The sequence below is a fragment of the Massilia phyllostachyos genome, assembly GCF_021044825.1.
Classification (GTDB): Bacteria; Pseudomonadota; Gammaproteobacteria; order Burkholderiales; family Burkholderiaceae_D; genus Telluria; species Telluria phyllostachyos.
Map to the genome: position 1 here is coordinate 820,270 of NZ_JAJNOC010000001.1, position 14,288 is coordinate 834,557.

General features: G+C 67.9%; 10 protein-coding genes. 7 read left to right on the plus strand and 3 right to left on the minus strand.

Annotation, left to right across the window (positions count from 1 at the left end; all coding sequences use genetic code 11):
- The first annotated feature begins 48 nt into the window (after positions 1-48).
- Complete coding sequence (locus LQ564_RS03520) at positions 49-414, plus strand: MerR family transcriptional regulator (protein ID WP_231056687.1); 366 nt, start codon at positions 49-51, stop codon at positions 412-414.
- On the opposite strand, the gene LQ564_RS03525 is transcribed toward LQ564_RS03520, so the two are convergent.
- Both LQ564_RS03525 and LQ564_RS03530 read right to left on the minus strand, forming a co-directional pair.
- The gene (locus LQ564_RS03525) at positions 398-1,822 is read right to left on the minus strand and encodes a serine hydrolase domain-containing protein (RefSeq protein WP_231056688.1); all 1,425 of its coding nucleotides are present in this window, start codon (positions 1,820-1,822) and stop codon (positions 398-400) included. The genes LQ564_RS03520 and LQ564_RS03525 overlap by 17 nt on opposite strands.
- A 231-nt stretch (positions 1,823-2,053) precedes the next feature.
- On the minus strand, positions 2,054-3,115 hold the full coding sequence (locus LQ564_RS03530; RefSeq protein ID WP_231056689.1) for a M29 family metallopeptidase: 1,062 nt from the start codon (positions 3,113-3,115) through the stop codon (positions 2,054-2,056).
- 232 nt (positions 3,116-3,347) lie between these two features.
- On the opposite strand from LQ564_RS03530, the gene LQ564_RS03535 reads away from it, so the two are divergent.
- The 6 genes from LQ564_RS03535 (at position 3,348) to LQ564_RS03560 (ending at position 11,744) form a co-directional block, all read left to right on the plus strand.
- Entirely contained in the window at positions 3,348-4,841 is a 1,494-nt protein-coding gene (locus tag LQ564_RS03535) for a hypothetical protein (RefSeq protein WP_231056690.1), read from the plus strand.
- Positions 4,842-4,936: 95 nt separating this feature from the next.
- Positions 4,937-6,418: a hypothetical protein gene (locus LQ564_RS03540; RefSeq protein WP_231056691.1), complete on the plus strand. Its 1,482-nt coding sequence runs from the start codon at positions 4,937-4,939 to the stop codon at positions 6,416-6,418.
- Between the two features lie 19 nt (positions 6,419-6,437).
- Positions 6,438-6,899 carry a hypothetical protein gene (locus LQ564_RS03545; RefSeq protein ID WP_231056692.1) on the plus strand — a complete coding sequence of 154 codons (462 nt, stop codon included), beginning with the start codon at positions 6,438-6,440 and terminating at the stop codon, positions 6,897-6,899.
- A 30-nt stretch (positions 6,900-6,929) separates the two neighbouring features.
- Positions 6,930-10,577: a tubulin-like doman-containing protein gene (locus tag LQ564_RS03550; RefSeq protein WP_231056693.1), complete on the plus strand. Its 3,648-nt coding sequence runs from the start codon at positions 6,930-6,932 to the stop codon at positions 10,575-10,577.
- Between the two features lie 8 nt (positions 10,578-10,585).
- Entirely contained in the window at positions 10,586-11,365 is a 780-nt protein-coding gene (locus LQ564_RS03555; RefSeq protein ID WP_231056694.1) for a zinc ribbon domain-containing protein, read from the plus strand.
- Between the two features lie 82 nt (positions 11,366-11,447).
- A complete protein-coding gene (locus LQ564_RS03560; RefSeq protein WP_231056695.1) occupies positions 11,448-11,744 on the plus strand; it encodes a hypothetical protein in 297 nt (98 codons plus the stop codon).
- 263 nt (positions 11,745-12,007) lie between these two features.
- Here the strand turns inward: LQ564_RS03560 and LQ564_RS03565 are convergent, their stop codons facing one another.
- Positions 12,008-14,053 (minus strand): diguanylate cyclase, encoded by a 2,046-nt coding sequence (locus LQ564_RS03565; protein ID WP_231056696.1) that lies wholly within the window; start codon positions 14,051-14,053, stop codon positions 12,008-12,010.
- Positions 14,054-14,288: the final 235 nt, after the last annotated feature.

Sequence of the window (14,288 nt, forward strand, 5' to 3'; positions counted from 1 at the left end):
TCAACCCTCGAGTACACTCCAGGGTCAAGCATTTTTCGAGGGACGACCATGCGGATCGGAGAACTGGCGGCCGCCACCGGCTTGAGCCGCGACGCCTTGCGCTTCTACGAGACGCGCGGCCTCCTGAACGCACGCCGACTGGATAACGGCTACCGCGACTATCCGCCCGAGGCGGTCGAGTGGCTGTGCTACCTGCGCGCCGCCCAGTCGCTCGGCTTCACGCTGGCCGAGATCGAGGCCGGCATGCCGCTGCTGCTTGAACCGGCGAATGCTGGCGAAGCGCTGCAGGCCGCGCTGCGCCGCAAGCTGGACGACATCGACGCGCGCATCGCCGGCCTGGCTAAACTGCGCGCCACCCTGGCGCGGCGCCTCCAGGACCCGCTCGACGCCTGCCCGCTTACTTCACCTTCTTGAAGGCGACGTCGAAGGACCCGCTCAGCAGCCGGCCATTGCCGCCATCCATGCGCAGTTCGAGTTCGCGCGACAGCACGAACAGCGTGCGCGCCGATTCCGCGTGCAGCGGTTCCCACTGGCCGTCGCGCAGCGCCACCATCAGCTTGCCCTCGCGTTCGGCGATCTCGAAGTCGCCCAGGTCCTTGATCTCGTAGCGGCCGGCCAGTTTGGCGCGGGTCGCAGCGGGCAGGGTGATCGCTTTTCTCAGCTTGGGCTGGTAGGTCGGCCAGCGGTATTCGCTGGCCACCGAGCGCACCACGCTCTGCGCCAGCTCGCCGCCGGCGTCGCCATTGGTCATGACGATCACGCCGTCGCCTTTCGCAACGTAGGCATACATCGTGTTCTGGTAGCCCATATTGCTGCCGCCGTGCGCGAAGGCGTGGCGCGGCGCCTTGCCGTCGATGTTCAGGCCGAGGGCATAGTCGTTCATCACCGGGCGCAGCATGGTTTGCTGCATGGTGGTCGAGAGGACCGGCGCGCCGCCGCCCTGGATCGCCAGCGCGAACTTCGCCAGGTCGCTCGGCGTCGTCCAAAGGCCGGCGGCGGCGAGTTCGGGATAGGTATAAGGGCCTCCGGTATACGGCTTGCCCTGCGCGTCGTGCGGCACGGCGGCGCGCGCCAGCAGGGCGGCGGGCAGCGGCTGGGCGAAGCTGGAATCCAGCATGCCGAGGGGCTTGAGCACGGTTTCTTCCAGCACGGCGTCGAAGGGGCGTCCCGAGCGGTCGATCATGGCTTGCTGCACCACGGTGTAGCCGCCGCCCGAATAATTCCAGGCGTCGCCCGGCGCGCCTTCGATGCGCACCGGCCCCGTGTTGGCGGGCGCCTTGCCGTCCAGGACCTGCAGCAGGGTCGGCACCTGGGCGCTGGCGGCGTAGCCGGGGAAGCCCGAGATGGTGGTGCCGGCCGTGTGCGACAGCAGCTGGCGCAGGGTGGCGGGGCGCTTGGATGGCGAGGGCGGGAGCTTCCACGACGACAGCGCCGTGTTGATGTCGGCGTCGAGATCGAGCTGGCCGGTTTCGACCATCTTCAATGCCGCCATGGCCGTCACCGGTTTGCTGATCGAGGCGGCCTGGAACAGGGTCTGCGGCGTGACCGGCGCGCCGTTCGGGCCGGCGACGCCATAGCCCTTGGCCCAGGCGAGCTTGCCGTTGCGGATGACGGCGACGCTCACGCCGGGCACGTGCAGGCGGCGCATCTCGGCATCCAGCGTGCGGGTATCGGGCTTGGCGCCCTGGATGCCGACCGCGGAACGCAAGCCGCGTTCGATGCGGGCGATTTCGTTGGCGTCCTGTGCCCATGCGCTGCCCATGCAGACCGCGCTACCCAGTGCGCATACGGCCAGCGCCCGGCTCTTGAATCCTGCTTCCATCCTGCCTCCGTGTCGTGAGTGGTCAGCTCATCAGTATCCGGAGTCAGGTCATGACATGCAAGCGCGGAATGCTTAAGAACCTATCCCGGTAGGTGGGAGTCGTTCCTGCCGCGCCTGGCAGGCGTGCGCTGCGTTGCTCGTCGTTGCATGGCCAGCCATGCGGCCTCCTCGCGCCTTGCTCACGCCCGCCATGCATCGCCATGAACTTCCCCCCACCTACCGGGATAGGTTCTAAGAACAGGTCCAGTGCCCGTCTTCGTAGACGCGCTCCTCGCCCAGGTAGACGGCGTCCGTCACCGCGAACACGTCGATGTGGTAGCGCGCGTCCTTGCGCTTGAAGCCGGGCTTGGTGTAGACGCCGTGCTTGGCGCCGAGCGAGAGGTGGATGCCGCACATGCGCTCGTAGGTGCCGATGTCGTCGACGCGGCGCTCGCGCGTGAAGGCGCGGTTCATGCCGAAGCCGAGCTCGCGCACCCAGACTTCGCCTTCATCGAGCGTGATCTTGTCCAGCACTTCCTGGAAGGCCGGGGTCGCGTTCTCGGTACCCACCACGCGGCCGCGTTCGACGATCAGGGTCACCGGCACGTCGGGATGGTTGGAACGGTAACTGGTGTCACCGAAGACGTGCACCTGCACGCGGCCATGCACCGCTTCCAGGTCGAGCGCTTCGGTGAACACTTCGCCGATCGGGAACTGGCCGCCGACGTTGTTCATCTCGCTGTAGTCGCCGATATTCAGCTTGGCCGGCTCGAAGGGCGAGGAAAAATGAAGCGTCTCGCCGCCGCCGACCACGCGCGCATGCGGCGCCGCGTCGATGCGGCCCTTCAGGGCACGGCCGGTGCCGCGGAAGTAAGAAGGATCGTAGGCCAGCGCTTCGATGTAGTGCTCGGACTGCTGTCCCGGCATGCGCGACAGGTGCACGTGCTCGACCACCTTCAGGCCCAGCTTGAACAGTTCGACCCGCACGCGGAAGCCGTCAAGTCGGAAGTTGGTCGACTGGACCAGCACCACCAGGTCTTTCGCCCGCATCGACTTGAAGGCGGCCAGCACGGCGTCCGGCGTGGCCGCGTCGAAGTCGATGAAGGCGGCGCCGGGCAGGTTGCGGCGGTAGGCCTCGGTCAGCGCGCGCGCCAGCGGCGTGTGCGTGTCGAAGACGACCAGCGCCGCGTGATCCGGCCCGTGCTCGATCGCGTGGGCGAGCACGTCGCGCAGGTGCGCGGTGGCCTCGTCGATCGCGTGGTCGGGAAGGTCCCCGGCTGGCGGGAGATCGGGCGTTGAAACTGGCGTATGCATGGCAATCGAAGGCAGGAATCCGGCCGCCATTATACGTATGTCGACCGAAAGTTCCCTGTTTTTGGGCCTCTTCGGCCTGAATATTGATCCATGAGGTGTCAGCCTGCGCTACCCTATGTACGGCGCGCCGCGCGACAGTTCTGGACGCTATGATTTGCGCAGGCACAAGGGCTTCGACAGGCCGGTTTTCAACCAATCAAATGGCATCGCGAAACGGGAAGTAGGCACAGGAATGGCATATCGATGGGAAACCCCTGCCAGCGTCTGGCAGGAGGATGAGCGCAGCAGGCAGTTCGAACTGCTGGCGACCGAAGGACTGGGCCGCATCGACTGGCAGGCCCAGGCCCACGGCCGCCTGCCCGACGTCGCCCGCCTGCTCGGCGCCTCGCTGCCCGGCGCCTGCGCCTGCGGGCCCGATGGCGCGCCCATCTATCCCGAAGGATTCGCCTTCTGCCCCAACTGCGGCCGTCCGCTGGAGCGCCTGCCGGGCACGCCGTCGCGCCTGGCCGGATGGTGGGGGCCGGGCCAGGACGCCATGCTGCCGCGCCACGTGCCGCACGGCTTGCCGGTGACCTCGCTGCCGCTCGGCGACAGCCTCGAAGAGCGTCCCGCCGCGCCGCACGTCGGCCGCGCGGATGTGAGCATGCCGGCGCCGCCGAATTCGACCTGCGTGTTCGCCGCCGCCCACTACGGCTTCCCCGAGCAGCGCCTGCTGGCGCTGGCCTATACCCGCGGCGTGCTGCAGTACTGGGACCCGGTGGCGCAGCTGTGGCACGTGATGACGCCGGACGAGGGCGCGGCCAGCCTGGCCTTCACCACATCCGACTATGCCTGGCTGCCGGTACAGGAACCGCGCCGCGGCGAAGTCGCGCTGGTGCCGACGTCTGGAGGCTTGATGCGCCTGTGGATCAATCCGATCAGCGAGACTTACCGCACCGAGCCGGTCCTGGCGGCGCCCCTGGTCGCCTCGCCCGGCGCCATGCGCCGCCATATCGCCTGCCTGGTCAACCCGGAGGGCGCCGTGCGGCTGTGGAGCGCACGCGCCGAGACGGGCGAGGTCGAGGAATATGCCTGTCCCGACGTGCCGGCATCCGGCTGGTCGCGCCCGATCGGCTACGACGGCCGCCTGTTCTGGCTGCACGAGGCCGGCCAGCTGGCCTGGCGTCCCGGCGAGGCGCCGCAGTTCACGCCCTGGCCGATGGGCTGGCAGCCGCGCCTCGAATTCGGCGGGCCGACCCAGAGCCGCGATGGGCGGCTGTGGCACATCGGCCATGACGGACAGGGTTACTCCTTCCTCGAGCTGGGTTCCGACAACCCGCAGGGCGCGCCGATCGACGGCGCGCGCCTGGGCTTCGCCAACTTCCTGTTCCGGCGCGGCCATCCAGTGGTGGACGAACCCTGGTCGGGCGAGCACATCGAAGACCTGGGCCAGGACGAGACCCTGGTGCTGCCGCTGCTGCGCGCCTTCAACAACAACCGCAGCCAGCCGAGCGGGCTGGTGCTGCGCTTCCACAAGGTCACGGGGCGCGCCGAGGAAGCGCTGCATGAGCGCGTGATTCCGCGCACCACGGTGGAGTGGATCGGGCGGCGCAACGTGATCCTGGATGAGATCGTGCGTTTGGCGCGGCCGCTCGAGTGCGTGCCGGTCGTGTATGCGGGGTGCTTGTGGCTGCATCATCCGGACTGGAATGCGCTGCGCGGGTGGCGTCTGGAAGAGCTGGCGTGATGGCGAACGTTATCGATTCGAGTTGCCCTCAGCACGTCGTTCCGGCCTTCGCCGGAACGACGGTTTTAGGACAACAAAGGAAGAGGGGCTGCGTGATGGCGGCGTTCCAATTTCTTTGTGCGCTGTTCCTGTTTGTGTCGGCAAGCGCGCATGCCACCCCGCACGTCATCCTGGTCCAGAACTCCGGCTGGATGGAACCCTTCTACAGCGACCCGCAATCGCAGTTCAAGCCCCTGGTGGGCGCGCTGGCCGGCGCCGTGGTGCAGCCGGGTGACGCACTGGTGCTGGCGGCCTTCAACCAATCGCTGCCCGGCGCGCCGTCACCGAAGGCGCTGCTGTCGATGAAGGCCGGCGAGAAGAGCACGCGCGTCCGCGTGAATGCGGCGCTGGAAACCCTGGACACGGCGCGCAAACCGAGCAGCACGGCATTGGCCGACACCGACCTGGGCGAAGCGGTGCAAGCCGCGATCACCTCCGCCCTGGGCGGCAAGCCCGGCATCGTCTGGCTGATCACGAACAACCGCAACAGCCCGAACAACGACCAGGCGACCAGCGCGCGCAACCGCGAGTTCTATGAGCTGATCCACCGCGGCGCGGCGATCGACAAAGTGGTGGCCTTCCCGCTCAAGATGCCGGTCCAGGGCAGGCACTACAGCGCCAACGGCCTGATGGTGTATGCCTTCGCGGTCGGAAAGGAGGGCAGCCGCGCGCTCGACGGCCTGCTCGCCTCCGGCCGCATCGCCCGCGTCATCACCGAGCAGCCGGCGCGCCTGAAGCCGCTGGACCGCGACACCGTGCGCCTGGTTCCGGCCCAGGTCGAGAACGCGCCGGGCGTGGCTTTCTCGCAGGCTCCGAACGGCGGCCTGCGCGCCGACGTCGATCCTGACGCGCGCACGCCGCGCGCCAGCATCCGCTGGCAGCTGGAAAACACGATGTATCCGTACACGATCACGTCGGCCACGCTCAGCGCCCGTTCCGCGCTGGCGGGGGAAGAACGCAAGATCGCGCTGGCCGACACGAAAGTCAGCAACCTCGCCCCCGGCAAGCCGGCGCCGCTCGGCTCCACCATGGAGCTGCCGGTCGCGCAGCTGCCGGACAAATGGTCGATGGCGGCGCTCAAGTCATCCGGTTCGGCCTGGGTGCTGCCGGGACGGATCGAGCTGCACCTGGCGAACCAGCGCCTGGAACTGTCGCAGGCCTTCCGCCAGCGCATGGCGGCGCTGTTCCCGGGCGACCCGCTGCCGGACATCTTCACGCCGCCCGCCACCGTGCAGGCATCCAACGCGGTGCTGCCGATCGAGGTGCGGGTCCACTACGGCATGGGGCCGCTGGCGGCGCTGGGCGGTGTCGCGCTGGCCCTGCTGGCCGCCGCCGGCGCCGCGGCCTATGCCTACGGCCGCCCGCGCGTGGCCCAGGTCACCGTCGAGGACGAACTGCGCACCATGCGCGCCCGCCCCGGCACCACCCAACCGATTTACGACAAGGCAGGCGCCCAGGTGGCGCAACTGAAAACCACGATGTTCGGTCACCAGCTGATCGACCTGCGCGAAGGCGCGCAGGTCAGGCTCGGCCGCTAAGAAGAAAGGAAGAAGACACATGCAAGGCACCCAGCCACCCGCCACCGCGCCGTCCCCGTCCGACCCGGGCTTCAAGCTGCCGGAAGAATCGGCCTCGCCCCAGGACTCGCTGCCGCAGACCGCGCCCGACACGGCCGGCCGCCCGGTCGAGGTCCTGCCGGGAACGACGACGGCGCCGGTGCCGGCCACGGATACCTCCACCCGCGACCTGGCCATCGGCGCGGTGGTGTTCATCGTCCTGCTGGTCGTCTACTTCTTCGTGCGTAACGCCTACGTGCACCACCTGGTGGTGCGCCGCGTGGCGCCGTCCTCGGCGGGCAGCGCCGGCTGGCTGCTGTTCGTGGGCCTGGGCTTCCTGTCGGCGGCCGCGGTGCTGGCCATCATCAATGCCAGCAAGTTCCTCACCTTCGCCGTGACCGGCCCGCTGGTGGCCGTGGGCCTGGTGGCGCTGGTGGCGGCGCTGTTCGTCGGCCGCCGCTGAGCAATCGAGAAAGACATCGAGATAAACGATATGGCAGATTTCCCGAACCCCGCAGCCCTGAACGCAAAGTCCGAGCTCAAGGTCGACCTGCGTCCGACGCTCTTCATCGGCGCCGGCGGCACCGGCATGGAAGTCATGATGCGCATCCGCCGCCGCATCCTGTCGGCCGTCTGGAACCGCCATAACCCCACGCGCGTGGAGTCGATTGGCGACTTCCCGGTGGCGCGCTTCCTGCACTTCGACCTCGACAACAACGCCATCATCGACGAGGGCAAGTCGCAGCGCACCGACCCCTGGTACGAGCTGGTGAAACTCAGCGACGAGGAGCGCCTGGTCGAGCCGCTCGACCTGCCGCAATACCACGAGTCCGACGACAGCCTGGCGCGTTTTCCGCTGATCGAAAGCTGGATGCCGCTGCGGCCCAAGAAGCTGCGTTCGCTCGGCATCGATCCGTCGAAGGGGGCGGGCCAGATCCGCTCGCTGGCGCGGCTCTACCTCTACGACAAATACCCGAAGCTGCGCGGCCGCATCAAGGGCGCGCTGAACGGCCTGGCCAGCAATGCCGGCATCGAGCGCAAGGAAAACTACCAGCGCCTCGGCCTGCAAGTGGATACCTCGAAGTTCCGCATTGTCGTCATCGCCTCCTGCGCGGGCGGCACCGGCGCCGGCAGCGTGCTCGATCTGGGCTGGTTATCAAAAGCGATCGCGCGCCAGGAAGTGTCGGACAGCCAGGTCGACCTGGTGCTCCTGATGCCGGCCGGTTTCGCGAAAGCCAACAAGGAACGCACCGAAGCGAATGCCTACGCCACCCTGATGGAACTGGAAACCGCGATGCGCGACATGAACGCGCGCGTGTCGTGGATGGACCCGGACAGCATCCAGGGCAAGGGCGCGCCCTACGACGACGTGTATTTCGTCGACACCGCGAACCTGGCCAACAAGGCGACCGCCGACATCAAGGACGTCTACCAGATGGTGGCCGACACTCTGTTCGAGGATTTCGCCTCGGCCGATTTCGCCAACCGCAAGCGCTCGGTGGCCGTCAACCAGCAGCAGCACAAGCTCGGACCCTACAACCCGCGCGTGCCCGAGCAGCGCTTCGGCGACATGCGCCTGTCCTACTCGAAGGTGTACTCCGCCTTCGGCCAGTCGGTGCTCGACACCCAGCAATCGCTGCGCGAGGATATCCGCGCCTACGAGCTGGCCGGCCTGATGGTGAAGGCCTTCTTCGGCATGGTCAGCACCGACGGCACCGCGGCGCGCAGGGCGGGCGACGCCGAGCGCGACGCCTTCATGCGCGACCAGATGGAGATGAGCGAGCGCCCCTTCGACACCTTCCCGGACTTCCGCAAGGGCACGGTCGACGTCACCCCCTTCAACGAATACGCGCTGACCAACACCCTCCTGCTCGACAAGGACGGCCGCTCGCTGCTCGAGCGCGTCGAGAGCAAGGTGCAGCTCGAGGTCGACCGCATCATGGCCGCCTACGACATCAAGCTGTGGCGCGAAAAGGTGGCCGAGCTGCTGCCGCAGCTGGAGCGCGACGCCATCCGCGAAGCCGGCGCCACCGCCGAGACCAGCGAAGACCGCATCAAGCGCCATACGGGTGAACTGAGCGCGCGTCTGAAGACCCGCGTGCGCGACCGTTTGTATGCGCTGCTGGACGACCGCAAGCAGGGCGGCCTCGAATTCGTGCTCTCGCTGCTGGAGCAGGTGAAAGCGCGCCTGTCGCAGCGCGATCTCGCCGTCGCCGAGCGCAACGGCCGCCGCTACCGCGACATCCGCGACGCCTTGCGCACGCGCCAGGTCGAGGAATCGCTGAACAACCTGTCGCAGGCGGCCGGCCGCCTGTTCGGCAAGGAACCGCAGGCGCGCGAGGTGATGAATCACCTGAAGCGCGACATCGCCGACTACCTGCGCTTCCACCTGCTGGCGGTATCCGCCGGCCAGTCGATCGAGGTGATGCGGAATATGTCGTCCTGGCTGGGCGAGCCGCAGAGCACCGACGAACACGGCAATGCCCAGTGGAGTGGCGTCGCCGGCGAATTCCAGGAAGGCCGGCGCATGGTGCAGGCCATGCTTGCGGCCGCCGACCAGCGCATCAGCCAGCTGCGCGCCGATGCGCGCCAGGAGCACGCCACCTACATCAAGCTGGCTGGCGACACGATGCCGCCGCCGGTGCGCTTGAGCAGCGACGTGAGCGCCTGGAGCGAAGAGGTGCTGCTGGAATTCGGCGGCTCGGCCCGGCTGTTCCCGCAGCTGGGCGACGAGCGCCTGCGCGCCGACCTGCTGCTCAAACTCTTCCGCCGCGCCCAGCTGCAGCTGTCCAGCCAGGAGCTGGAGCAGCCGGAACCGGTCGACCCGCTGCTCGAGCAGCTGTCCGCATTGAGCCCGCAGGAACGCCAGCGCGTCTTCGCCGAATGGATCCGCAGCGCCATGCCCTGGGTGAACGCGCGCTTCTCGGCCGAGTTCACGCCGAACGCCGACCAGTTCAAGTGCTTCATCGGCGTCGGCGACGTCGCAGCCTGGCGCCGCATGGAAGCGGAACTGCGCGCCGCGGTGCCGACCGGGTACTTCCATGGCGATGCGCTGTCGATCGTCAACACCGGGATTCCAGGCCGGGCGGTGTGCTACGTCGAGCTGTCCGGCTACCCGATGACGGTGCTGCGCGGCCTGCCGACCTGGCGCGCCTCGTACCAGATCGAGAACCCGAAGATCCCGACCCATCTGCACTTCGACGCCACGCGCTTCCGCCATCCGCTGTCGCCGTCGATGGACGAACTGAATCGCCTGGCCGACGACTACGAATGGTTCCTGCAGGCGATCGCGCTCGGCGTGATCCGCAGGAAGCCGGACCTCGGCGACCGCGAAGCCAGCTTCCAGCCGCGCGGCCAGTACCTGTTCGAGGTCGAGCCGGGGTCGGGCGAATGGCTCCAGATCGGCAACGAGTTCGCGATCCGCTCCAATGGCTTGCCGCCGTACTACCGCGACGGCGTTGTCCAGGCGGTGCGCCACCGCCTGGCCAACGCCGGCCCGCACCAGCTGACCCTGCTCGCGGCGCTGATGCGCTACTACCAGCTGCGCGTCTACGAGCCGCGCCTGGAGGTCGACGAGACCGGCGCCCAGCTGCCGTCCCCCTCGCTGCCGAACATCACGGCGCGGCGCCTGTACGATGCCTGGATCCGCCGCGCCGCCTCGCTCGACCCCTCACTGTCGCCGAGCCAGATCGAGACCGCGCTGGCCGGCATTCAAGGCTGGACCGAGACCGTGCCGGATTCGGCCAGCGACGCCTACAGCTGGGAAGTCGAGCGGCCGGTGGACAAGCGCGTGATCCTGGCCGACGTCCTCGCCAGCGACGCGCGCGCGGCGGCGGTGCTGCAGGGCAGGGCGGCGGCGCCTGCGGTGGAACTGGCCAAGCCCCAGCCAGCGATCGACGCCGGCCCGCGCTTCAAGCTCTTCGTGCAGGGCGCCCAGCGCGGCCCGTTCACGGTCGCCGAGATCGCGCAGCAGGCCGCGCGCGGCGAGGTCGATGCATCGACCCGCGCCTGGAACATGGCCTGGAATCCGAAGCAGGACAAATGGAGCACGGTCGGCGCGCTGCCGGAACTGGCGGCGCTGCTGGGCGATGCGATTCCCGACCCTGACGATGCCGGCGACGGCATTCCTGACCCCGAATGAAGGACGGCATGGACAGGATGGACGAGACGATCTACCGCTGCGTCGGCCCGCAATGCGGGCGCATGATGCCGAGGCGGGTGAACTTCTGCCCCTGGTGCGGCACGTCGCAGGGCGTGGTGCAGGCGCCGCTCGCTCCGCCGCCGAGCCTGGCCAAACCGGTGGTGGAACCGGCCGCCGCGGCAGCGGCCCCGTCCCCGGTCCAGCCGGTGGTCACGCCACCGCCCGCGCCGGCGGCGCCGATATCTCCGCCATCCGCAGCCAGTCAGCCGCAGCAGGGACGCGGCATTCCGCCGCCGCCCGGCGTCGGCCGCGGCGCTCCGATGCCGGCGCGTCCGCCGCAGCGCGCGCCGATCCGCCTGCGCTGGTGGATCGTCTCGCTGGCCGCGCTGTGGCTGATCTGGCTGGGGGTGCGTCCCGAGGGCACCCGCATCGAGCGGCGCATGGAGCGCGCCGTCAGCCTCGCGGTCGAGTGCAAGGCGCGCGAGGCGCAGGACGAGCTGATCGCCCTGCGCGGCACCCGCGCCACGCCGGAACAGCTGCGCAAGGTGCAGCAGTCGCTGAACAAGGCCGCCGCCGACTGCACCCGCGCCGAGCAGCGCGCCAAGGCGTGGGAGGACGCCAGCGGCGCGGTCCAGAAGCTGCGCCGCGCGCGCAGCTACGACAAGGCGCTGGCGCGCCTCGGCACGTTCACCAGGCGCTGGGGCGAGGATGACGAGACCCGCGCACTGAAGGAACGCCTGGAGATCGAACGCGACCGCCCGCTGGCAGACCCATCGCGTGGCGAGTGAGCACTCACCAATATGTAATGGTCAGCCGCGTTTTTTGCGCCGGGTGTATGCTTATTGGCAAGCAAATCGCCAGGAGACGGACATGAAAACGATGCTATTCGGATCGCTGCTGGTGCTGGCCGCGCTGTCAGGCTGCAGCCGCGACGAGAGCGAGGTCGGCCCGGCCCAGCGCGCCGGCAAGGCGCTGGACGACGCCGGCGCCAAGGTGTCGCGCCAGGTCGATCAGCAACTCCAGAAGGCCGACCGCGCCACGGCGGAGGCGCGCGAGAAGATCAAGGATGCGGCGCAGGATGCGAAAGGTGGCTTGAAGCGGGCGACCGAGGAAGTCGGCAAGAAGGTCGAGGACGCCGGCGAGAAAATCCAGAAAGCCGCCGACTAATGTAGGGTGGGCGGTCCTCCGCCCATCCTACGAGGGTGTGAAAAATTCGTCTACGGCTGCGTTGCCTCGTCTCGCCGTACTAACGTACTGTCTTCGACTCGGCGCCTTGCCGTAGCCGTTTTTTCACACCCTCTACGAGGGTGTGAAAAATTCGTCTACGGCTGCGTTGCCTCTTCTCGCCGTACGAGTGTACTGTCTTCGACTCGGCGACTTGCCATCGCCGTTTTTTCACATCCTCTACGCCATCATGGATCGTCAACAGATCAAGCAGATGCCCGCTGCGGCTCCTGCCACTCCCCCTGCACCACCGACAACCTGACCTGCCCCGCGCGCCAGGCGCGTTCCAGATTCTGCTCGATCTCCTCGATGCAGACATGCGACGGCTCCGCGAAGCCCTGCACCCCGTAGGCGCGGTTGCGGCCGTGCGCCTTGGCCAGGTACAGCGCCATGTCGACGATGTTCACCGCGCGTTCCCACGGCAGCATCTCGCCGCCGCAGCTCAGGGGGAAGGGCGCGAAGCCGATCGACACGTTCACCGTCAGGGTCTGGTCGCCGTGCGCGATCGTGACCGCCGGGATGCCGCTCAGGATGCGCTGCGCCACTTCGTCCAGGCCGCTGTGCGGGATCGACGGCAGGAAAGCCAGGAATTCCTCGCCGCCCCAGCGCACGATCATGTCGGTCTCGCGCAGGATCTCGCGCAGGCTGGCCGCCATCGCGGTGAGCACCGCGTCGCCGGCGGCGTGGCCGTAGGTGTCGTTGATGTGCTTGAAGTGGTCGACGTCGAGCAGGAACAGGCCGCCGCAGCGCTCGCCGCCGCTCTCCTGCGGCGTGTGGGTGCGCATGAAGTCGAGGAAGTGGCGGCGGTTGTACAGGCCGGTCAGCGGGTCGCGCACGCTCTGCTGCTTGAGTTCCTTGTTCTTCAGGTAGAGCTGGGCGTTGGCCTGGCGCACCTTGCGGTACAACATGCCGACCACCACCGAAGCCAGCGCGAACACCGCCGCCAGCAGCCACCAGACGCGCTGCTGCAAACGGTTGACTTCGTTTTCGGTGCGCAGCAGCTCGATCTGGCGCTGCTTCTTCTCGGTATCATATTTTTGCTGCAGGTCGAGCACGGCGCGCTGGCGGCGCTTTTCGAACAGCTCGTTCGACAGCGTGCGCTCGCGGTGATAGGCCTTCAGCGCTCCCGCCAGGTCGCCGGCGCGCTCGAGCGCCTGGCCGTATTCGACCAGCACCAGCTGCAGCTCGGGCTTGTCGCCTTTGGCTTCGTAGGCCTGCATGCCGGCCTCGATATAACGCTTGCCCTCGTCCAGGCGGCCGGTCGCGAGATAGGCCTGGCCCAGGTTCAGGCGCGCAGTCGCCAGCACGGTGGGATTGTTCAGCGCGAGCGCCGCCTCGACCGCCTGTTCGGCGTAGCGGGTGGCGTTCGGATAGTCCCCCAGTTTCAGGTAGCAATCCGACAGGTTGACCAGGGTGCGCGTCACCATCGCGTTCGCGCCGATGCCGCGCTCGATCTCCAGGCTCTCCAGCAGTGCATTCAGGGCGCGCTGGTTCTGGCCGGTGTCGATCGCCAGTCCATATTCGGCGTGCTTGAGGGTCGCGGTGCGCCCCGGGGAGGCGCCCTGTTTCGCGACTTCCAGCGCCTCGGCCAGGATGGCGAAACCCTTCTCGTGGTCGCGCATCTGGCCGTACAGGCGGATCAGGGCATTCAGGGCGATGACGATCTGGGTCGGGTTGCGGTGCTGGCGCGCCAGGGTGGCGGCCCCCTGCAGGCGCTCCAGCGCGGCCGGGAAGTTGCCCTCTTCGGCATACGACTCGCCCGACGAGACCGTCGCGCGCACGCGCAGCGAAATGTCGTCGGTCTGATGCGCCAGCTTCTCGGCTTCCCAGATCAGGCGGTGGGCTTCCGTCAGGCGCTGCTGGCGGAACGCCATATAGCCGTGTCCCAGCAGGCCTTTGGCCAGCGCTACCTTGTTGTCATACTGGCGGCCGATGGCGACCAGCTCGTCGGCGGCGGCGGCAGCCTGGGCGGCATGGCCGAGCTTGTCCTGCGCCTCCGACAGCTGGTTCAGGAACTCGATCTTCTCGGGCAGCGGCGCGGCGCGGCTTTGCGCTTCCAGCTCCAGCAACATCGGCAAGGCGCGCTCGGGAACATATTTGTTGAGCTCACGGATCTGGGCCAGCCTGTCGCCCAGCGTCGATTGGACCGGGATCACTTCTCCCGCGCCGGCGACGGCGACGGCAAGGCAAAGCGCCACGGCCAAGGCCGTGCGCCGGCAGGGCGCCAGTGCGATAGGGAAGGATAAACGCATGCGGGGTCTCGAAGCGACGGCTAACACATCCGGAATTGATGAGTTTGATTATAGTCCTGTTGCAACGGAGAAATTCAATTTCTCTACAAATGTCACTAAAAAGACACATACTTGATGCAACTAAAATGCTTCTCATTGCGCGTTCAGTCGCCGTTTCCCGCCTTCTGTCGCAAAGTTTTCACGGCAGGGAGGGATAACTCCTATAGTCCAGGCAACAACAACAGGAGGGAGAGTT

What these genes read in the sequence shown, in the direction of transcription:
- LQ564_RS03525 (WP_231056688.1), bottom strand. Translation starts at nt 1,822, where the DNA reads ATGGAAGCAGGATTCAAGAGCCGGGCGCTGGCCGTATGCGCACTGGGT.
- LQ564_RS03555 (WP_231056694.1), top strand. Translation starts at nt 10,586, where the DNA reads ATGGACAGGATGGACGAGACGATCTACCGCTGCGTCGGCCCGCAATGC.
- LQ564_RS03535 (WP_231056690.1), top strand. Translation starts at nt 3,348, where the DNA reads ATGGCATATCGATGGGAAACCCCTGCCAGCGTCTGGCAGGAGGATGAG.
- LQ564_RS03560 (WP_231056695.1), top strand. Translation starts at nt 11,448, where the DNA reads ATGAAAACGATGCTATTCGGATCGCTGCTGGTGCTGGCCGCGCTGTCA.
- LQ564_RS03550 (WP_231056693.1), top strand. Translation starts at nt 6,930, where the DNA reads ATGGCAGATTTCCCGAACCCCGCAGCCCTGAACGCAAAGTCCGAGCTC.
- LQ564_RS03545 (WP_231056692.1), top strand. Translation starts at nt 6,438, where the DNA reads ATGCAAGGCACCCAGCCACCCGCCACCGCGCCGTCCCCGTCCGACCCG.
- LQ564_RS03520 (WP_231056687.1), top strand. Translation starts at nt 49, where the DNA reads ATGCGGATCGGAGAACTGGCGGCCGCCACCGGCTTGAGCCGCGACGCC.
- LQ564_RS03540 (WP_231056691.1), top strand. Translation starts at nt 4,937, where the DNA reads ATGGCGGCGTTCCAATTTCTTTGTGCGCTGTTCCTGTTTGTGTCGGCA.
- LQ564_RS03530 (WP_231056689.1), bottom strand. Translation starts at nt 3,115, where the DNA reads ATGCATACGCCAGTTTCAACGCCCGATCTCCCGCCAGCCGGGGACCTT.
- LQ564_RS03565 (WP_231056696.1), bottom strand. Translation starts at nt 14,053, where the DNA reads ATGCGTTTATCCTTCCCTATCGCACTGGCGCCCTGCCGGCGCACGGCC.